Source organism: Staphylococcus sp. 11511212 (assembly GCF_011394755.1).
GTDB classification, from domain to species: Bacteria; Bacillota; Bacilli; order Staphylococcales; family Staphylococcaceae; genus Staphylococcus; species Staphylococcus chromogenes.
This window is the reverse complement of the sequence record NZ_JAANBQ010000002.1, coordinates 11,966-33,953: the sequence shown is the minus strand read 5'-3', so window position 1 is coordinate 33,953 and position 21,988 is coordinate 11,966. Positions and strand designations below refer to the sequence as shown.

At 38.2% G+C, this 21,988-nt stretch carries 14 protein-coding genes; 9 read left to right on the top strand and 5 right to left on the bottom strand.

What is annotated here, in order from left to right; genetic code table 11:
* Positions 1-20 precede the first annotated feature (20 nt).
* The 6 genes from G8Y84_RS00445 to G8Y84_RS00420 all read left to right on the top strand — a co-directional run bounded on the left by G8Y84_RS00445 (position 21) and on the right by G8Y84_RS00420 (position 7,262).
* A complete protein-coding gene (locus tag G8Y84_RS00445; RefSeq protein ID WP_037576386.1) occupies positions 21-914 on the top strand; it encodes a 5'-nucleotidase, lipoprotein e(P4) family in 894 nt (297 codons plus the stop codon).
* Positions 915-1,076: 162 nt separating this feature from the next.
* Positions 1,077-2,000, top strand: coding sequence for a lactate/malate family dehydrogenase (locus G8Y84_RS00440; RefSeq protein WP_037576384.1), 924 nt, complete (start codon positions 1,077-1,079; stop codon positions 1,998-2,000).
* A gap of 255 nt (positions 2,001-2,255) precedes the next feature.
* Positions 2,256-4,118, top strand: a complete 1,863-nt coding sequence (gene nrdD / locus G8Y84_RS00435) for an anaerobic ribonucleoside-triphosphate reductase (protein ID WP_037576381.1) — start codon at positions 2,256-2,258, stop codon at positions 4,116-4,118.
* Positions 4,105-4,638, top strand: coding sequence for an anaerobic ribonucleoside-triphosphate reductase activating protein (nrdG, locus tag G8Y84_RS00430; RefSeq protein ID WP_105963043.1), 534 nt, complete (start codon positions 4,105-4,107; stop codon positions 4,636-4,638). The genes nrdD and nrdG overlap by 14 nt, the downstream gene beginning before the upstream one ends.
* A gap of 202 nt (positions 4,639-4,840) precedes the next feature.
* A complete protein-coding gene (locus G8Y84_RS00425; protein WP_037576488.1) occupies positions 4,841-6,223 on the top strand; it encodes an MDR family MFS transporter in 1,383 nt (460 codons plus the stop codon).
* A 79-nt stretch (positions 6,224-6,302) separates the two neighbouring features.
* Complete coding sequence (locus tag G8Y84_RS00420) at positions 6,303-7,262, top strand: amidohydrolase family protein (RefSeq protein WP_165806040.1); 960 nt, start codon at positions 6,303-6,305, stop codon at positions 7,260-7,262.
* Between the two features lie 132 nt (positions 7,263-7,394).
* Here G8Y84_RS00420 and G8Y84_RS00415 read toward each other — a convergent pair whose 3' ends face one another.
* Positions 7,395-8,933, bottom strand: coding sequence for a YSIRK-type signal peptide-containing protein (locus tag G8Y84_RS00415; protein WP_037576374.1), 1,539 nt, complete (start codon positions 8,931-8,933; stop codon positions 7,395-7,397).
* A gap of 19 nt (positions 8,934-8,952) precedes the next feature.
* Positions 8,953-9,672: an exotoxin beta-grasp domain-containing protein gene (locus G8Y84_RS00410; protein ID WP_037576372.1), complete on the bottom strand. Its 720-nt coding sequence runs from the start codon at positions 9,670-9,672 to the stop codon at positions 8,953-8,955.
* A gap of 635 nt (positions 9,673-10,307) precedes the next feature.
* Here G8Y84_RS00410 and G8Y84_RS00405 point away from each other — a divergent pair.
* Positions 10,308-12,056 (top strand): hypothetical protein, encoded by a 1,749-nt coding sequence (locus G8Y84_RS00405; protein ID WP_133171047.1) that lies wholly within the window; start codon positions 10,308-10,310, stop codon positions 12,054-12,056.
* A gap of 52 nt (positions 12,057-12,108) precedes the next feature.
* Here G8Y84_RS00405 and G8Y84_RS00400 read toward each other — a convergent pair whose 3' ends face one another.
* Positions 12,109-14,190, bottom strand: a complete 2,082-nt coding sequence (locus G8Y84_RS00400) for an amidase domain-containing protein (RefSeq protein WP_037576368.1) — start codon at positions 14,188-14,190, stop codon at positions 12,109-12,111.
* Between the two features lie 210 nt (positions 14,191-14,400).
* On the opposite strand from G8Y84_RS00400, the gene G8Y84_RS00395 reads away from it, so the two are divergent.
* Positions 14,401-17,229 carry a YhgE/Pip domain-containing protein gene (locus G8Y84_RS00395; protein ID WP_037576366.1) on the top strand — a complete coding sequence of 943 codons (2,829 nt, stop codon included), beginning with the start codon at positions 14,401-14,403 and terminating at the stop codon, positions 17,227-17,229.
* Positions 17,230-17,295: 66 nt separating this feature from the next.
* On the opposite strand, the gene G8Y84_RS00390 is transcribed toward G8Y84_RS00395, so the two are convergent.
* The gene (locus G8Y84_RS00390) at positions 17,296-17,880 is read right to left on the bottom strand and encodes a TetR/AcrR family transcriptional regulator (RefSeq protein WP_037576365.1); all 585 of its coding nucleotides are present in this window, start codon (positions 17,878-17,880) and stop codon (positions 17,296-17,298) included.
* A 164-nt stretch (positions 17,881-18,044) separates the two neighbouring features.
* On the opposite strand from G8Y84_RS00390, the gene G8Y84_RS00385 reads away from it, so the two are divergent.
* The gene (locus G8Y84_RS00385; protein WP_105966031.1) at positions 18,045-19,820 is read left to right on the top strand and encodes an oleate hydratase; all 1,776 of its coding nucleotides are present in this window, start codon (positions 18,045-18,047) and stop codon (positions 19,818-19,820) included.
* Positions 19,821-19,925: 105 nt separating this feature from the next.
* Here the strand turns inward: G8Y84_RS00385 and G8Y84_RS00380 are convergent, their stop codons facing one another.
* Positions 19,926-21,557, bottom strand: coding sequence for a B domain-containing protein (locus G8Y84_RS00380; protein WP_105996891.1), 1,632 nt, complete (start codon positions 21,555-21,557; stop codon positions 19,926-19,928).
* Positions 21,558-21,988: the final 431 nt, after the last annotated feature.

The window sequence follows — 21,988 nt, the reverse complement described above, 5'->3', positions numbered from 1 at the left end:
TAAAAAGGTGAATGGATATTATGAACAAATGGACAAAGACAGCAACGACACTTTTAGCCCTAGGTATGATCACTTCAACAGTTCCTGCCGATACGTTTGCGGGAACACAACAAGCACCGACACAACAAACTCAAGCGCAACATGAACATGACTACACGAAGCAATTAGGCGAACAAAATGTCATGAGTGTGGCGTGGTACCAAAATTCTGCAGAAGCGAAAGCGTTATATGCGCAAGGGTATAACAGCGCAAAAGAAGCGTTAAGCAAAAAAATTAAACACCATAAAGGCGGTAAAAAATTAGCGATTGTGCTAGATATCGATGAAACTGTACTTGATAACTCTCCCTACCAAGCCGCAAGTACTTTAAAGGGGCAATCTTTCCCAACAGGTTGGCATGAATGGGTGAAGAGTGCGCAAGCTAAACCCGTTTATGGTGCGAAAGACTTTTTAACATATGCAGATAAACATGATGTTGAAATTTTTTATGTGTCAGACCGTTCGCATGAAAAAGATTTAGATGCGACAATTAAAAATTTGAAAAAAGAAAAGCTACCTCAAGCTGATAAAAAACATGTGTTACTTAAAAAAGAAGGCGATAAGAGTAAGGAAGAACGTCGCGATAAAGTACGTACAGATTACAACTTAGTGATGCTATTTGGTGACAATTTACTTGATTTTGATGAGCCTAAATCAGCAACACCGAAATCTCGTGATGAATTAGTAAGACAACATGAAGATGAATTTGGTAGTAAATATATTATTTTCCCGAACCCAATGTATGGGAGTTGGGAAGCGACATTATACAACAATGATTACAGTATTGATGCCAAACAAAAATTAGAAAAACGTAAACAATCTCTGAAATATTTTGATATGAAAACGAATAAAGTTAAAACATACCAAGGGGAATAATTCCAAAAGTGGAGGCCCCGTTTTAAAGCCGTAAAACTACTAAAGTTGACGGCTTTTTTGTTTGAAAATACACGACATTTTACGTTTTTATTTTAAATCTGTATCGTATTATATTAAAATATGCTTTAACACTTAAAATCGTTAAATAAAGGAGAGGATAAGATGAAATTAGGTATTATTGGTGTTGGAAAAGTAGGAAGTCAAATTTTAACAGATGTGCAGTCTACCAACTTGTTTTCAAGTATTGTTGTCATTGATTCCAATGAAACGTTAGCGTATGGTGAAGTACTCGATCACCACCATACTCAAGGATTAAAAACGACGAACCATATTGAGATTATCCAAGGAACTTACGACGATTTAAAAGATGCGGATGTGGTGGTCGTTACCGCAAGTGTCCCTATGGACCCTGAAATTTCGGATCGTACGGCTTTAACGAAAGGGAATATTTCTTTAATTGAAGATATTATGAATCAAATTAATGCGGTGACGCAACAACCCCTCGTCATTTTCATTTCAAATCCTGTAGATGCGATGACTTATATTGCGACACAAGCGAATGATTATCCAAATGAAAAAATTATGGGGACAGGGACGTTACTTGAAAGTGCACGCTTTAGAACGTTGATTGCGGATCATTACGACATCGACCCTAAAAGTGTTGAGGCATTTGTTATCGGTGAACATGGTAAAAATGCGGTGCCTGTTTGGAGTAAAGTGACTATCTCAGGGATGTCATTAACAGAATTTGAAACATTGTCTCAAAAACCGGCCATTAATAAAGAAGCCATTACACAAAAAGTCGATAAAGTCGCTTTTGATGTTCTTAAAAATAAAGGATGGACGAATGCGGCGATTTCTAAAACGACGGTCGACTTAATCAAACGCTTAATGTTAAATGAAAAATCTATCTTACCACTCACTTCTCTCAACGAAGAGAAAGCACTAGCTATCGGTTTACCGACGTTAACCAATCGCTCAGGGGTGGCACATGTATTTGACATTGAACTAGATGCCGATGAACGTGCGCATTTTGAACAAGCAGAAAAGTATATTAAAGCAACGATTGACGTGAAAAATCAATAATTGACAAGGGGTTTTCTCCTATTGAACAACGAACATTGTGTGAGACTTTGTTCGTTGTTTTTTCATATCTTCAACGGTGGAGTTGATTTTTGAACTTTTTATAATCTCATTCATTTTAGAATTGTTTACGCTTCAAAGTTCAAAATTTCTCAACAATGCTATGACAGTTATGTTAACACTTCTATTTTTGTTTGAACTACTATATATAGTGTTTTAAATTAACAATAGGTACTATATATAGAATGGAGTGGTGAAATGAAACAACTTGAGGTTGCCTTACAAGGTCTCATCACAAAAGATCCAACGGTAGTGAATGAGAATGCAAATAAAGATAGCAACACGTTTTCAACGATGCGAGATTTAACTGCAGGAGTGGTTTCAAAGTCCTATGCGTTAGAACATTTATTACCTCAACGCGTGGCAGAAGCACATATAAATGGTGACATTCACTTTCATGATTTAGATTATCATCCGTTTCAACCGTTGACGAATTGTTGTCTCATTGATGCAGAGTCCATGCTTGCCCATGGGTTTGAAATTGGAAATGCGAATGTGACCTCCCCTAAATCGATTCAAACGGCGACGGCGCAACTTGTTCAAATTATTGCGAACGTGTCTAGCAGTCAATACGGGGGATGTACAGTAGACCGTGTTGACGAATTGTTGAGTACATATGCCCGTCATAATGAGGCACATCACCGTGCAGTTGCTGAACAATTTGTGAAAGCTAAGGCGCAAGAAGACTATATCGATCAACAAGTGACACAAGATATCCACGATGCGATTGAAAGTTTAGAATATGAAATTAACACATTATACACTTCAAATGGACAAACGCCATTTGTCACACTTGGTTTCGGACTCGGAACAGATGAATTGAGCCGAAAAATTCAAACGGCGATTTTAAAAACACGGATTAAAGGGCTCGGTAAAAATCGGATGACTGCCATTTTTCCAAAATTGGTCTTTTCGATTAAAAAAGGCGTTAATTTTAGTAAAGATGATCCGAATTATGATATTAAACAATTGGCGCTCGAATGTTCGACGAAACGCATGTATCCAGATATTCTAAATTATGATGCACTCGTAGACATTTTAGGGGATTTTAAAGCGCCGATGGGATGTCGTTCTTTCTTGCCGGCTTGGCGTGATGTAGAGGGGCATTTTGAAAACAATGGACGTTGTAATTTAGGTGTGGTCACGCTCAATCTGCCTCGAATCGCGATTGAATCTCAAGGGGACAAACACGCGTTTTGGCAATTGTTCCATGAACGTATGGACATTCTCCATGAAGCGCTCCTGTATCGGATAGAACGTGTGCTTCAAGCGACGCCTCAAAACGCCCCGATTTTATATAAAAGCGGCGCATTTAAATATAAACTCCAAGCGGAAGAAGCCGTTGCTAAACTGTTTAAACACCAACGGGCGACAGTGTCTATGGGATACATTGGTTTATATGAAGTTGCCACTGTATTTTATGGACCTACCTGGGAAACGAATGCTGAAGCCAAAGCGTTCACATTAGAGATATTAAAAGAAATGAAAGATTATCAAGAGCAATGGACAGAAGAAACGGAGATTTGGTTTAGCATTTATAGTACACCGAGTGAATCATTGACGGATCGTTTTTGCCGTTTAGATTATGAAAAATTTGGAGCGATTCCAAACATTACAGATAAAGGGTATTATACTAATTCGTTTCATTATGACGTCCGTAAAGATGTGACGCCTTTTGAAAAGATTGATTTTGAAAAAGACTATGCGCATTACGCGAGTGGTGGATTTATTCATTATTGTGAGTATCCTAAATTAAATCATAATTTAAAGGCGCTTGAAGCGGTATGGGATTATGCTTATGACAAAGTCGGCTACTTAGGGACAAATATCCCGATAGACCGCTGTTATGAATGTGGATTTGAAGGGGATTTTGAGACGACGGCGCAAGGCTATATGTGTCCACATTGCGGGAATCATGATCCGAAAACGATTGATGTGGTGAAGCGGACGTGTGGCTATTTAGGAAATCCAGTTCAAAGACCGGTCATTGAAGGACGTCAAAAAGAAATTTGTGCGCGTGTGAAACATTTAAAGGAAACGGATCCTCATGAGCACTCTTGATATTGTAGAAGGTCGCGGCTATATCGCTAAAATTGAACAACAGAGTTTTGTCGATGGCGAAGGGGTGCGCGTCAGTGTATACGTTTCAGGGTGTCCCTTTCAATGTGAGGGGTGTTATAACGTGGCCGCGCAAAAATTTACTTACGGGGAGCCGTTCACGGATGAGGTCCTTTCTGAAATCTTAAAGGCATGTGAACCTGACTATATTGCGGGGTTAAGCATTTTAGGTGGGGAACCTTTTTGTAATGTTGATATCACATTAAAATTGGCAGAAGCCTTTCGTAAACGATTTGGTCCTCGCAAAACGTTGTGGGTCTGGACAGGATTTTTGTTTGAATATTTGGCGCGTGATACAGGTCTCCGCTATCAATTGTTATCTCTGATTGATGTACTGGTAGATGGTCCTTTTATTCAGCCTTTGTATCAACCGAATTTAGCCTACAAAGGTTCTTTGAATCAACGGGTCATTGATGTGCGCCAATCATTGGAAAGTGGTTTGCCGTTGAGCTACATTGAATAAGAATCACAAGAAATAAGTGCACCATCAATACGTTAAAGACCACCCGCTGTCACTCGGTGAAAACCCCGGAGGACAGTGGGTATTTTTTATAGAATTCAGTTGTTTGACAAGCGGAATTGATTCCGAATAAAATAAAAGAGAGTTGATTCCGTTTATAGAAAAGAGGTTATTCAAAGTGGATTCAGGTATACAACAGACAGTGATGGATAAAAAGGGCAGTCAACGTGTCGTTGCCGTCATGATGATTGGCGCGTTTATTGGGGTGCTCAATCAAACGTTGCTTGCGACCATTTTGCCTGAAATAATGCACGATTTTCAAATTTCAAGTAATACCGTCCAATGGCTTACGACTATTTTTATGTTAGTGAATGGGATTATGATTCCTGTCACGGCCTTTTTAATAGAACGTTTTACGTTACGACAATTATTTTTTACAGCAACCGGGTTTGTAGTAGTCGGTTCTTTTTTATGTTTTATTGGACCAAACTTTTCAATATTATTAGTCGGTAGAGCGGTTCAAGCGTTAGGCGCAGGCATGTTGATGCCACTCACACAAACGCTTCTTTTCATTATTTTCCCCCCAGAAAAACGTGGGTTAGCGATGGGCATGTTTGGGTTGGTCATTGGTTTTGCCCCAGCGATAGGACCGACAGCGTCAGGGTGGTTTGTTAACTTTTTCGACTGGCGTTACTTATTCTTAATTGTGTTGCTTATCGCAGTCGCTGATTTTATTTTCGGATATGTCACACTTCAAAATATGACACAACTAACGCATCCGAACTTCGATGTCCTCTCAGTGATCGAAACGACGCTTGGATTTGGGGGATTGTTATATGGATTTAGTGTGGCAGGTCAACTTGGATGGACACACCCCGTCGTCTATGTGACGCTCATCCTTTCTATCGTGATTTTAATATTATTTGTGCTACGACAACTGCGTCTTGAAACACCTTTATTAGAATTTAGAGTGTTCAAATATCGTAATTTCACCATTTCTATGATGTTGATTATTTTAATGTTTATGTTATTTATCGGCAGTATGACGATTTTACCGATATTTATGCAAAATACGCTTCACTGGTCGCCATTATTATCAGGTTTAATTCTTTTACCAGGGGGACTTGTCATGGGCTTGCTTTCTCCTGTAATGGGAAAAGTTTTTGATAAAATGGGCGGTCGCAGTTTGAGTATTTTAGGGATGAGTATTATTTTGATTGGCGCTTTATTGTTGGCTCAAATTCATGTGTCAAAGCCGATACTCTACATCATCTTTAGTTTTTCTGTCATGATGCTAGGAAACGCCATGATTATGACACCGATGACGACGGCAGCTCTCAATGCGTTACCGATGAAATATATTGCACATGGTACAGCGATGAATAATACGATGCGCCAAATTTCTGCGGCCATAGGTACAGGATTGCTTGTGACAGCGATGACCAGCCTCGCGCAAGGAACGTCTCGAAGCGGAACAGCAAGTGTGGTGTTTGGATTGAATATGACCTATTACATCGTGGCGCTCGTGGCGCTCATCGGTGTTGGACTTGCCTTTTTTGTAAAAAACGAGGTTCCAACAACGAAATAACTGTGAAACAACGTTTGAAAATAACGACGAGTGATACTACTAATATATGAGATGTAATAAATAGTGGGAGGTTGTTGCAATGAGTGATGTTAAAGCGATTGATACACATGCGCACTTATGGAGTGAAGCTTATTTAGAAAAGCTAGGAGCGTTAGGAAGTCAAGGGACAGAGGTGGCCAAAGGGATTCATCAATCTGAAAGTGACGATGACTTAAACAAACGATTCAAAATGATGGATGATGCCGGGGTCGATTTACAAATTCTTTCAGCAACCCCGCAATCGCCACAATGGGGCACAAAAGAAGAAGCGCATCAAAGCGCCAATGAGATTAATACATTATACGAAGCATTAGTGGAAAAACATCCTGACCGTTTTTTAGCCTACGGGGCAGTCTCACTTCCTTACGTGGATCAAGCGATTGAAGAAGCAAAAGCCTTATTGAAAAAAGACGCTTTTGTAGGGATTGCGATTCCAACGCTTGTGAAAGATAAAGTGTCCATTGCTGACCATCAATTTGAAGACTTTTTCAAAGCCATGAATGCGCTACACGCAACATTGTACATTCATCCGACCGGTTGTGGTGCGCAAAGTCCATTAATCAATGACTACGGTCTAGAGTGGGTCATTGGTGCACCGTTAGAATCCACATTTATCACATTACATTTAATAAAAAATGAAATTCCTCAAAAATATCCAAACATTCAATTTCACATTTCTCATCTAGGAGGCGCACTCCCATTTTTCATGACCCGTATTAAAGACAATTATGAAGATTGGCATGCGTTTAATGCCGATCCATATGAACTTTTAAATCGTCAATTTTGGTTCGATACCGCGAACTTCCAAGGATCTTCGTTAGTGAATGCGATTGAAACGTTCGGAGAAGACAAATTTATGATGGGCTCTGACTTCCCATATTTCCAAGATGAAAAATATACACGTGGGGTACAGTACATTAAAGAGAGCGGATTAGATATGGAAGCGGTTGAAGGTGTACTGAGAGGTAACGCTATGCAATTTTATAACTTTAACCATTAAATATAGACAGCGGAGGGTTATTTCAGAAGGGAGAAACTGAATAACCCTCGCGCTGTTTTTTATTTATAAATAAAGGAGTGTAGTGAAATACATTTTTTCATTGGTCCATCATTCTTGCATCTGTTGTTGCCTTTAGTGACCTTTGTAAATATTGTGCGCTAGTTCTTTTTTATCATAAGCATTGAAATACGTGAGGACATTGCCCAAGGTGTCATAGCCTCTGATTTCATCGCCTACTAGCTGATAATAAGCGGGTGTCACTTCAAGTAACTCATCGAACACTCTCTCTTTCTTTTGTTCTTCAGACTCAGCGACTTGAACTTCTTTAGTGACTAATTTACTTAAAATGTTCCCATTCAATGGGTTTACAACCGTAAAATGAAGTTTTTCTCCATTATTTAAGCGATAACCTGCTTCAGATGCATTGAATGAAAATTCTCCTCTATCATTCACTTGTAAGTCTGGGAATTCATTACCTTCACCGAGACTTGAAGTGACGTTCACGACTGCATACGCAAACTTAGTTTTACCTTTGATAATTCTAGTGCCTTGACCGCCTTCTACAGGTTTGTCGATTCCGCGATCACTTTCATAAACAAACCCATGTATATTTTCAACTTCTAAATCATCTGCACCAGTGTTCAAAGTAACTACTTTTTTCACATCATCAGGACGATACGTTGTTGTTGCAGATGCGACAGTGTCAAAGTCGCTTACTTTAACATTGAAAATTAATGGATTTAACGCTTCTTCCTCATCATCAGGTTTAAATGTAAGTGAGACTAAATCCTCTTTTTTAAGATGATAATTTTCAAAAGGTTTACGTTTAAGGTCAAACTCAAAGTAGCCTTTGTCATCAATAAATTTCCAAATACCTTCATTACGTGATTTCGCTTTTTCTAATGGTGTATTTTTGTCAAAATCGTCAAAACCTAGATCAACAAACTTATTGTTGATGGCAAGTGCTACGCGGCCTTTCACGGATGTATGGCCTTTAATAATGCCAGAATCTTGAATAATAGGTTCTACTAACACTTGGTGATGACCATTCTTTTTCTCTAATTGTTGCGTAGGGATTTCGTATGCCTTGTCGTAACGGCCCGTAGTTGTAGTATCAGTAGCCTCTGCAATCTCTTCTTCAATCATTTCATCTTCTGAACCCTCATCCTCAAGTTCAAAATTTAAGTTTGATGATGAAACATCCACTTTTTGGTTATAAACAATTTTTCGGTCTTTTAAATCAAATTCAAAATCTCCAGATTCACTTGCCGTTACAAATCCATCATTCTCACCTTCAACAGAGCCTAGGCTTTTCCCGTCCAAAGTGAGTGAAACAATTTGATTAGGCACCGTTTTACCTGTGATTTTTGTGTCTCCAGGCTGAACTTGATTTAATTTAACAAAGTTCTCCTGTGCGTCTTCTTTTGTCTCTTTTTGTTTTGGATCAACTTGTTCAAGGGAGTGAACAGTTGGATTCACTTGTGTTTCAGTATTAAGCTGAGGTTTCGTTTCAACCTGCTTTTCTAAAACAGTTTGTTTTGCTGTTGGCTGATTAACCTCAGCCACATTTTCAGAAGCTTCCGCTTGGCCTTGTATTGTTATATACATTGCCGCGATGGCAACCGAAACTAAGCCGACTTTCATTTTACGTAACTTAAAATTCTCTCTCATCATAAACTCCTAGATATTATTATTTATATTCCACATCGATACGATCAATATATTTAGTATCAACTACATCACCCATGCGTTCTTCTTCTAATTTTTTACTTAAGTCAAAAGTATAGTAATCATTTGCAAGGTCTCTGTCTTTCATTTTTATAACAATTTTTCCGGCATTATTACCATAGCTATATAAGCCATGTTTATCTATTAATTCTTTTCTTAACTTGAAGTCCAGTTCTTTAAGAGATACTTCTTCCTTTTTTATTTGATATTGCTGAAGGTCTTGAGTTGTTTTAAGGCCGTTTTTATTTCTTTCTATTGAAAAAGGTACTTTTTTAACGTAGTCAGTGTATTCTTGGCTATTTGGTTTTGTAATACCACCAATTGACTGATTATTGACTTGTCTGGAAGAGTCTTCTCTAACGACAAATACATCTACATTAGTTAGATCGCTATCGTTTTTAAATCTATCTTTATCTGAACCAGTTAACCTTACATCAATCGGTTGATGTATAGTTTCATCTAAGAATTCAACTTTATTATCAATTCTATGTCCAGAAAGATTGTGATGGTCGAAGCTTGATTTTTTATAGTAATTAATTAATTCTTGAGTAGACTTTGGTGTTAAGTAAACACCATCAGAATTAAAACCAGTAGCATCTACAGATTGAGCGTGTGTTGTCATGACGCCTGTTGTTAAAATTCCTAATGCTAAGCTTGTTTTAGCGATTGTAGATAATTTCATTTTCATTGCTCCTCTTTTTCTATTTCCCAAAGTAATTGATTATTCGTGATTACGTAATACTAACAATCACCCTTATTATAAGCGTGAGGAGTTCTATTTATAATTAAATTCTGCTTAACTAAACATTAATGATTTTTAATTAAGTTATAAATAGTTAAAGTTTAGAGAGTAAATGCTATTAAAGGGATATCTTTTCCAAGGATTAAATATGAATGAGGGGAATATAGAAATAGTAATTCTGTTAAGAATTATGGGGAATCACATTGTAATAGCACTAAAAAAGTACCGAGGCCTCATTAGGTCATCGGTACGATTCTGTATTTTTATTTTTTTGAAAATATTATTGAAAATTTTTAATTAACCAATCATGAACATACTCCTAATTTCCAATAAGGTAGTTTGTTTTAAAATATAATAATAGAATGTTTTATTTTCACTATAAAAAATTATCATTTTTTAAGGAGATTAAAAAGAAATTTATGATAACTTCACTAGTAAAGATGAATAAAAATAACTAAAAGAGCTATTATCTTCATCTCAAAATATAGTATAATTTCAAGGTACATTCCCATGTGATTTTGCGAGAAAATGTGTTAAATTACGTCTATAATGTTATTGAGCTAAAATAGAAAGGTATGAAAAAGGTGAGAGACACATATTGGAATAAGTCCAATCATTTAAGCCGTTCATTGAAGATGTCTAGTGCTACTTTGATTATCATCACGGGTATATTGGGAAATCAATTTACGCCAATCGCGCATGCTGAACAAGTGACACAAGGGGAGCGTCCGACATCTCTAGAAGCATATATACAAAAAAGCCAAGCGGATATTCAAAAGTTAAAAACACTCTCGGCTCAACAAAAAGCACAGTTGAATACAGACATTCATCAAGCACAAAGTATTGATGAAATTGACCGTTTATTAAAAGAGGCTCATGTTGATCTTTTATCAACAGAAGAGGGAAATCAAGCATCTTATTTACGTCAATCTCCTTCAGAAATGAATCAAAAATTAGAAGAACTGCGTAGCAATCACGAACAAATCAATCAAAATATAGACCGTTTTTTTACTGAAGTTGATTCTTCTACTCATAAAGTTGATGGGGGTAAACTATCTGACGTAAATTTAAATGATGACGCGACATTATCTGCCCGTCATTTAGCAGAGACATTGAATCAAAAAGAGCCCGATACCAGTAATTTGAAAAAGAATCTTCACCAGTTGTTATCTGTTTCTGATGAAAATCAAGGTGCTTTAGACCATTACGTCGCAACGAAAGAGGAGGGCTTAAAGGCTTTTGAATCTAAACTTGCGACTGAACCGAATCTATCAGAGGAACGTAAGGCACTCTTAAATAAAGAGATTCAGTCTATCCAACGTGAGTTAAATGAACAAAATGATGTTGTGCGCCAACGCTTAAATACGGTGGATAATAAACCAGAAGCGGTACGTGCGTTGATTGGAGAGACGCTAAACGACAAAGAAGCGGCTAATGTATTAAAACGGATACAAACAGATGGCAAATCGAATGCGCAAATTGCGAATCAAATTGTGAGTCAATTAGACCGTTTCACAACGTTAACGAGTGATGATTTACTACGTTCAATGTTAGAAAATACGACGCAACGTAAAGATTTAATTGAAACCTTATTGTCTACGCGTTTTGATAGCACAGAAGCATCGAAAATAGCAGATGACATTTTAAAAGGTAATCCGACGAATGCGCAAATCTTGGAACGTCTGAAACAGCGTTACGGCCCTGATATGACAGCGGATGATATTTTAGAAAATGTGTTTGACCAAGCGCATAATCAACGCCAAGCTTTAGAAACTATCTTAAAGTCTAAATTCAGTCCTGACGTAGCCCATGCCCTTGCTGAGCGACTTGAAAATAAAGCAAACGCACGTGGAGAACTTCTCAAATTGTTAAAATCAGATGCGGATAAGCATTTAAATCAGCTTATCAAAGCGAATAATGATATCCAACGGTTAAAGTCTAAAATACATGGGATGTTTAATCCTTTAGACCGTATGCAAGATTTATTTAATCCTTCGCATAGTCGTCTTTTAGAGGGAGGGTTACTCAGAGGGCAGTCTAACCTCTTTAATCCATTAGGGTTATTAGACCAATTGTTAAATGGTAAAAGTCTACTAGATAATATTCCGGACCTGCCTAATCCGACACAAGGTCGCGCGTTATCTTTACTTAAACCGACAGATAGTTTCTTGAGTGGTCTGTTTGATCATAATGGCAATTTTGACTTACCGGCAGCAGGCCAAATCGCGAAACAACGCCTTCTTCCTTTAGGTATATTGATGATTGTTATCGGTGGCTTCCTCTTCTGGGGCCTCAAACGGCGTCATTCCCATAAGTCTTCATAAACAAAAATGCTCCATGTCATCACCTTAGAGTGATGGGCATGGAGCTTTTCTATTAATGTTTTCCTTGGATATAAGTTAGGTCTTTTGCTTCTTGTGCGTCAATCGTGCGGTAGGAGATAACGCCAAGGCCTTTGACATTGGATTCTGAAATAACGATAGAGCCGTCACGGTTTACTTTTTCAACGAATGCGACATGACCATAAACACTGTCTGCCCCTTGTTGACCGGCTTCAAATACAACGGCGCTATGTACTTTAGGAGTCATACTGATGTCGTAGCCATCATCTTCCGCACGGTTATCCCAGTTGCGTGCATCTCCTAAATCTCCTCCAATATGAAGGCCGTATTGTGCCATACGGTTGTAGACGTACCATGTACATTGACCATGTGGATATGGAGACGTACCGTCCGTTTCAACAAATGGTTTATAGTCTGAGCCTGCCTCTTCAGGAGTTGTAGTGTCATGTGTGAGGTCAGGCATCTGTTTTTTATCAAATCGTGTTAAATCATAATGTTTAATAATGCTGTTGAGCTTATCAGCATAATGTGAGTCCGTCGCATAAGTTGTTGAGAGATGTTCTGTTGCTGAACGATAACTTGGGGCTTCACTTTTCCACGTAGGCTTGTAGATGTTAGGGTTGCCATCAATGCCGTTTTTCATTAAGTCGGCATAGTCTTCTAAAGACGCTTTTTGGTTTGGATAACTGCGAAATGATGCTGAAATTTGATACATCTGACCGCCATTGTCTTCTAGTGTATTGAACGTTGCGGATTGCCCTTTATAGGCGCCTTTAATACCAAATAAATTATAATGAGGCGCTCGAGCTAATGCACTATTTCCGGAATCCGATTCTAAAATTGCTTGTGCCATCATGACAGAAGCATAAATGTCCTCTTTTTGTCCGATATCATGCGCATCTTTTGCGATTTTTTTTATGAAATCACGTGTACTTTTATTTTCCGCAATCACAAAGTCTTGAGAATCGTCAGAGCCAGAGAATCCTGGTAATGTCTCGAATGTAGCTGTCGATCTCAAGTTCGCATCTTTAAAATCATCTTCAAAAGATTGTTTAGGCGCTTCACGTTTTTGATACGCTTCTTTTGAAGGAAGCTGTGGATTTTTTGTTTGTGTGTTGTTCTGATTTTTTGACATCTCAGTGGTTTGATTTTTTTGGTTTTCATAGTGAGACGCTGTATCTTTTGATTTTTCACTGTATTCATCTAATACCGCATCAATCACATGGTCGTCTGAACTTGAGGCGGACGCATCTTCATCTGAAGAGGGTTGTGATGTCTCTGTTTCAGTTGAAGGTGTTTCGTTTGAAGACACATCTGTGTCAGCATTTGTCTCAGGTGTTTCTGATGTTTCCTCTGTAGCGTCCTGTGTTGTGGACGGTTCCGTCGTTTCCTCAGTAGAAGACGGTTCTTGAGAAGTATGGTTCTGTTCGTCTGACGTTTGAGATGGTACCGTAGAGTCACTGATACGATCTAGTTCATCGGCAATAGCTTTGTCGCTTTCAGAAAGGTAACTGTTATCACGTGATGGTGTGGATTCAGTCGCCGGTTTTTCTGGTGAGGGTTCGTCCTGTGTTGTTGGTGCCGACTGCGCTTCATCAGTTGAAGTTGTGTTGTCTGTTGTTGGTGCTTCCGATGATGGTGTTTCAGGAGACGGTTGCTCCGACTCTGTCGCTTGATGATCTGAAGAGAACCACGTGTGCCACATATTTGAAAGGCTCAATGATTTGAAAGGCGAAGGATTAATAAAATCGTAGTCATTTGAAAAATGGTCGTTCAAATAAGATGAAGGGCGATTGGAATCCTCATCACGTTGTTCTTCTTGTGTTGCACGTGGCGTATCTTTTGTTTGAGATGATTTTGTATTTTCTTCTTTCTTATTTGAAGAGGAAGATTTTTCGGTTTGTGTTTCTTCATTAGATGATGCAGTTTCATCAGAGGGTGTTTCTTCTGATTTTGATTTGTCATCGAGGGATGATGATTCATCAGAAGAGGTTTCTTCTGATTGGGGTGTTTCAGATATATGTTTAGCGGTTTCTGCATGGATGTGAGAAACGGGGAGTGATGGCAATACTAAAGTACTCGACAGCATGCAAATCAGCAATTTCTGTTTTTTCATGAACTTACCTCTTTCTAAAAATTTTAGTCTTACTCTATACAAATGACAATACAGCTTGTTAAAATGATAATGATTATAACAAAAGTTGACGGTCATCAACGTTATTGTTGTTATGTACTTATTGAACTCATTATAACAATTTATTTGAAAGAAACAAACTGCCATTTGAATTAAATGTATGAGAAATATAAAATATGCTTGAGGTGCAAAATGAAAAACGCAATTAAATTATTTTTAATGGATTTGAAAAAGATTATGAAAGCACCCGCTGTATTTGTCATCCTTGCAGGCCTCTCTTTGCTTCCTTCTTTTTATGCGTGGTTTAACTTAGATGCCACTTGGGACCCTTATGGGAATACGAAAAATATAAAAATTGCCGTCGTCAATGAAGACGAAGGGGACAAGGTGAGAGGCAAGCATATTAATGTCGGTAATACAGTGGTGGATCAATTGAAAAAGGATGACCACTTTGACTGGGAATTTGTTAGTCGAGAGAAAGCAGATCATGATTTAAAAATGGGGAAATATTATGCGGCGATGTACATACCCAAACCGTTTACCCATGAGATTACAGGCACGCTTCGTAAAAAGCCACAACGCGCGAATATCGAGTATAAGGTCAATCAAAAACTGAATGCGATTGCGCCGAAAATGACAGATGCGGGTACGAGTGCGATTGTGCAAAAAGCGAATGATAAGTTCAACGAAACGGTGACCAAAGCATTGTTAAAAGAGGCCAATCGTCTCGGCGTTAAACTTGAAAATGAAATTCCAACAATTAATAAAATTAAAGATGCAGTTTCTACAGCCAATCATGCCGTACCGAAAATCAACGAAATTGCGAAAAAGGTTTTATATTTAGACAGTCATCAAGATGAGATTGATCAATACGCAAATGAGTTTAGAAATTTGGGTCGTCATAAAGGAGACGTCTTAAATGCTGTAGATAAGCTGAATCAAGTAAACGCGGCGGTGCCTGCCTTAAATGAGCGTGCGAAGTTGATTTTAGCGTTAGATGCGTATATGCCAAATATTAAACGTGCGTTAAATGTAGCATCGAATGATGTCCCGAACGCATTCCCTAGAATCAATCGCGGGGTGGATGTGGCGAGTCAAGGCGTCGATGCAGGATTACAAGGGTTGAATGATGCTGAAAGTTATTTGAATGCCATTGACCAACGTTTACAACGCATACAAGGGAATGTTCAAAATGCTCAAAATACAAATCAAAACGTGACAAATCGTTTGGAAAATAATGTTCAAACCGCACCACAGAGTGCTTCAGCACATCAACACATCCAAACGGCACAAATGAGTACAAGTAGTAGTGACGCGCCAAGCGGGTCACCGTATGATGCGAATGATATCAATGCGATGGAATCAGCGTTATCTAAAGCGCTGTTAACGATGTCTCAGCAAGCAGACACACAAGCTGAGAGCAGTCAAAAAGATATTTCAGCGTTAAAAAATGTACTTTACGGGGTGCTCTCATCTGATCAACCGAAAGATTTTGTTCCAACGCTTGATCATTTAAAATCGCGTTTAGAATTAACTAGCCAAACGAATCAACAACTCATCGATACGATGAAAGAGCTTGAAAATAAAGAAGGGATTGACCTTTCGGCGCCGATTAAAGAGCTAGAGTCTACGAACAATCAAGTGAACAATGTCATCAAAAAGCTGAATCAGCTTAGCACTTCATTGTCGAATGGTAGTACAGGTAAAGCAGAAGCCGTGGATATTTTGAAAGCATTGCCAGACTTAAATGACACGCTAGGACAATTACGTCAATACATTCAATCTGATTTAAATCAAATCTTAGTGGATGTTTCAAAAACAATTACAGCGGCCTTAGCTGATGGCAATCAGAAGTTATCGACGGTTCAATCTAAATTAGATACGATTCATCAAGTGATTCAAGACGGACAGTCTCTACTTACCACAGTCAAAGATCGACTCAACGTCATTCAAAGTGAATTACCATTAATTGAGCAACGTTACATGGATGCGATGGCAGTGGCTCAGCGCTACTATCCTACCCTTGAAAATAATGTATCGCGTGCAGCGTCATTTGTACGCAATGATTTGCCAAGATTAGAGCAACGCTTAGCTGATACGACAGCAACTGTGAATCAAAATGTGCCAGCCTTATTTAGTCGCTATGACCAATTAGTACAACTGTTAGATGAAAATCAACCTCAAGCGAAACAACAGTTACATCTACTGGCACAATTTATCCGTAATGATTTACCAGGTGTTGAACGTGACTTAGCGAAAGCGGATAAACTTTTCAAAGAAATTGACAAAAATGACACAGTAGATCGACTGGTTGATTTATTGAAAAATGATTTGAAAAAACAAGCGGATGTCATCGCCAATCCTATTAAAATCAACCAAGAAGATATTTTCCCAGTGAAAGATTACGGTTCAGCGAGTACGCCGTTCTATACAGCGCTTGCAGTATGGGTGGGGGCACTCTTAATGGTGAGCTTGTTAACGACAGATAATAAACATAAAGAGTTAGATTCAATTTTAACGAAACGTCAAATTTATCTCGGTAAGCTCGGCTTATTCTATTTAATAGGTACGATTCAAGCCCTAATTGTCTCCATCGGTGACATTGTCATTTTGAATGCGCAAGTTGAAAGTGTGCCATGGTTTATCGGCATCACGGTTTTATCATCATTTGTTTTCGTGACAATTGTGTACACACTTGTATCACTGTTAGGAAACCCAGGGAAAGCCTTGGCGATTATCTTACTTGTCTTACAAATTGCAGGAGGTGGCGGTACTTTCCCTATCGAAGTGACGCCAGAGTTCTTCCAAAAACTACATCCATTAATCCCGTTCTCCTATGCGATTGATGCATTAAGAGAAGCTGTGGGTGGCTATGTTCCTGCGATCTTGACACAAAAACTCGTCATATTGATAGCGTTCGGCTTAGCCTTTTTGATTATTGGTATCATATTAAAACCGATTACAGATCCAATTATGAGAAAAGTTGCTGAAAGAGCTGAAAAAAGTGAAGTTATGGAATAATACAGTAAACCCCGAAATAGGGACGTAAAAGTCTCTATTTCGGGGTTTTTCTATGTATCGTTCTTCTTATTTTAAGTGTGCTTTTCTCGCACTATCCATCAGTGCGACAATATTCGATTTTACGCTTTTCACACTTTGTAGATTGTGGGACGTGTAAGTCCAATTAATAATAATACTGATCAGCCCACCGGCTAAAAAGTGGGAGTAAATATTTAAATTAATATCTAATTGTTTTCCAGCGCGCATATCCGCGAGCGTTTGTTGATACACAGTTTGATACACTTGTTTGTAAATGATGGTCGTCACTTCGTCATGCAAATTATGTGAAATCACATGTTGAATAATCGCCTTATTTTCACAGACAAACGTCAATAAATTATCGATGTATTGCTCAAGACGCAAGCGATGGTTTTGCGCATGTTGTTCAGAGATTTGTGCTTGTTTAATATGTTCTAATGCAGTTTTTGTCGCAGACGCTAATAAATGGTATTTGTCGTTATAGTGTCGATAAAATGTTGAACGTTGAATGACCGCAACATCACACAAATCTTGGACAGTAATACGGTCGAATTCCTTCGTTTTTAACAAATCCGTGAAAGCCTGCATCAATGCTTTTTGTGTTTTGAGTACGCGCAAATCTTGTTTGTTCATAGTAGGACACTCCAATTATCGAACATTTATCAGAATATGTAGCTTATGAAACACATGAGTCAATGTGAAGCCCAACTCATTTTGATGAGAGGTTACAATAAGAGTAGAAAGTACTTTATGTTATCTATTATCGTATTTTTGAATAGAAAAGGGAAGTGTTAACGATGTACTATAGTAAAGGTAATTATGAAGCATTTGCACGACCTAAAAAACCTGAAAATGTAGAGAAAAAATCGGCCTATCTTGTCGGATCTGGTCTCGCTGCTCTTGCCGCGGCATGTTTCCTTATTAGAGATGGTCAGATGCAAGGGTCACAAATTCATATCTTAGAAGAATTACCTAAGCCTGGAGGCAGTTTAGACGGCGACCAACTCCCAATGAAAGGTTACGTTGTCCGTGGGGGTCGTGAAATGGAAAACTACTTCGAATGTTTATGGGATTTATTCCGTTCTATCCCTTCTTTAGAAGTTAAAGATGCCTCAGTACTGGATGAATTTTACTGGTTAAATAAAGAAGACCCGAACTATTCACGATGTCGTTTGATTGAAAAACAAGGTCACGAATTGCCCACAGATGGGGATTTTAAATTAACTTCAAAAGCGCAAAAAGAAATATTGAAATTATGTTTAACAAATGAAGAAGATTTAAATGATGTTAAAATTACAGATGTGTTTACACAAGACTTTTTCGATTCCAATTTCTGGACGTATTGGAAAACGATGTTCGCCTTTGAACCTTGGCATTCTGCGATGGAAATGCGTCGTTATTTAATGCGTTTCGTGCATCATATTGGAGGATTATCAGATTTTAGCGCATTAAAATTTACGAAATACAATCAATTTGAATCGCTTGTCATGCCAATGGTGCATTATTTAAGAGACCACAACGTGCAATTTGAATACGATGTTGAAGTTGAAGATATTAAAGTCGATATCACCACTTCTCAAAAAGTCGCACGTGAAATTGTGATGAAGCGGGACGGCAAGCGAGAGTCTATTTCTTTAACCCCTGACGATCTCGTTTTTGTCACTAATGGCAGTATTACGGAAAGTTCAACCTATGGGGATAATGATACGCCTGCACCGCCAACAGAAGAAATTGGTGGCAGTTGGCAATTATGGCAAAATTTAGCAAAACAGAGTCCAGAATTTGGTAATCCTGAAAAATTTTATCGTAATATTCCTAAGAAAAGTTGGTTTGTCTCAGCAACAGCGACGACAAGTAATAAAACCGTCATCCAAGCGATTGAAAAGCTCTGTAAACGGGACCCATTAGCAGGTAAAACGGTGACAGGCGGTATTATTACGGTGGATGACTCAAATTGGCAAATGAGTTTTACCGTCAATCGCCAACAACAATTTAAATCACAACCGAAAGACCAAGTGAGTACTTGGATTTATGCGTTATATTCCGATGTGAATGGGGACTATATTAAAAAACCAATCACGGAATGTAGTGGCCATGAAATCTGCCAAGAATGGCTGTACCATATGGGCGTGCCTGTGGATCAAATTGAACAACTCGCCAAAGAAGAAGTGAATACGATTCCTGTTTATATGCCATACATTACAGCTTATTTCATGCCACGCGCACAAGGCGACCGACCACTTGTGGTGCCGCATCAATCACGCAACTTAGCGTTTATCGGTAACTTTGCTGAAACTGAACGTGATACGGTATTTACGACAGAATATTCTGTGCGAACAGCGATGGAGGCCGTTTATCAATTATTAAATATCGATCGAGGCGTTCCAGAAACGATTGGTACAGAATTTGACGTACGAGAACTCATGAATGCGATGTATCATTTGAATGACCGTCAATCACTCGATGAAGTGATGCAAGACAGCAAAGTGCAACGGACGCTACTCAAAGGGGTAAAACGCAAAATTAAAGGCACTTATGTCGAAACATTGCTTAAAGACTATCACTTGCTTTAAAACACAATAGAAAACACGAAAAGACACGTGACATCGCGCTTGGCGACGTCACGTGTCTTTAGTATGTGATAAGAATAAGGTGATACGACGGTCATCAAGTCTGACTTATTTCCACCAATTTGAAACAAAGGCAGACGCAATATTTTTCAGTGCAGAAGCTGTGTCGGCAGTCGCAATGACATTTTTAACTGTAGTCGGATGTTTGTAAAAGGCATGTAAGACTTTCCCTGTGTTAATGCCTTCTGTGAAGAAATTACGCGCGTGTAATAAGGCATTGTAAGCGACATTGTCATTTGGACGCACTTTTAACGGTCTAATGTGAGAGCTAGCGTCGTCACCTAATGTTGTTAATACAAATTTATCAATCGTATTTTTATATTTGAAATATGTGCTCACGTAATATTTTGTGTTTTCATATTTTGTTTTATAGCCATTGAACGTATTAGCAATTTTGTTATAGCTTTCGCTAAAGAAATTTTTCACCGATTGGTAATAGCTTGTTGATGCTTTTTCAGATTGGACTGAAGGCGTCACTTTTGGCGCTTGTGCAACATGAGCTGTCGATGTTTTCACGGCTGATGTCGCGCTTTGTGTTTGACCGTTAGTGGCAGACGCTTCGTTTTTCACTGGAATCGGTGGGAAATAAGATAATAATTTTTCAAGATCTGCTTTACTGATTCTGTTGACTTTGTAGAGCTCTCTTAAATCATTTAGTAATCTTTCACCAGACAAGTTATTGTCAGGGAAAAGGGTACTCAATTGTACAGTTTTGTTTTGGTTCACGCCAATCGGTGGGAACCATTTAAGTAAACTTTCTAGGTCGGCGTTAGAGATTTGTTTAGTGTCACGTAAATGTCTTAAATGACTAAAGATTTCTTCATTTGAAAGGTCTTTATAAGGGAATAACGGTGCCAACTTGACTGAGGGTGTCTCCGCTTTCGCAGTTTGGGACACCGGAATAGGTTTAAATGTATCTATGATTTTATGAAGATCCTCATCGACTAAAGTATTGTCTCTATTTAAATTTGTTAAGTACTCATGATGCTTTTGTTGATGCTCTAATTTAATGTTATGGTTTGGATAAACAAACTTTTCAAACTCTGCTTCAGTTGCAGTGTTATATTGATTTTGGCTTGGTAAGTGATGTTTTTGTTGATATTGTTGTGTATGTTGGTTAAGTTGAAGTGGTTTTGATTGCGTGAAATTTAGGAAATCCGCTTCAGAAGCTGTATTTCCACTATTACCACTTGGGACACGGTTGGATTCTATCCAAATTTGTTGACTGTGATCTGGGTTTTCAATCAATTGCCCAATGTAACGTTCACGCTCTTGAGATGATAGTTTTGGATTGTGAATGATTTCAAAATAAGCATTACGTTGTGCTAAACGACGGTCTGGATTGTTGCTGTCTTTTGTGGATTCTGAAAATACATTTTGTGCTGTCGTTTCATGATTCGGATTTTGACGTAATTGTTTAATATAACCCTGACGTTGTGAATCCGTAATGCCATTGATATGTAACGTGTGGTAAAACGCACGTTGCGCATCAGAGACGTGTTGACTGTCAAATGTCGCTTGCGCTCTTTGCGTTTGTTGAACAGGTGTTTGTTGTGTTTGTTGCACAGGTGATTGTGTTGGTGTTTCTTCAGATGCTTTTGCTTCTCCATTCGCAACCATTGTTGCAAGTGTAATTGTTGCTGCTCCCATTAATAATCTAGAAATGTTCTGTTTTTTCATAATGATGTCCTCTCAATCTATAATTAATAATTGTTCAAGCAATTAGAATTTTAGCACGCGAATATAAGAAAAAGAATTAACCCTCGCTTAAATAAGGTAGGGGAAAACATTAATTAACATTAAGGAAAGTTTATATCTATGATTTACGCACAAGGATGCGCCAGTACAATGAAAAACACTCCTCCATCATCGGAGAAGTGTGACAAAATTTTATCTTTCGAGAGGGAAAGTCTCTCAAATAGAGAGATTAGTTTTTGTGATAGAGTGCTTTGAAAATCTTATTTTGATATTTACGTTTAATGATAAAATAAAGTGCCGTTGAAAAGTAAATGAAGCTACAATACATGGCAATTTTATAATAAGAGATAAACGTAAATTGATTGAGATAAATGACTGTACTCCAGGTGATGATGAGCGCAATTAAAAAAGGT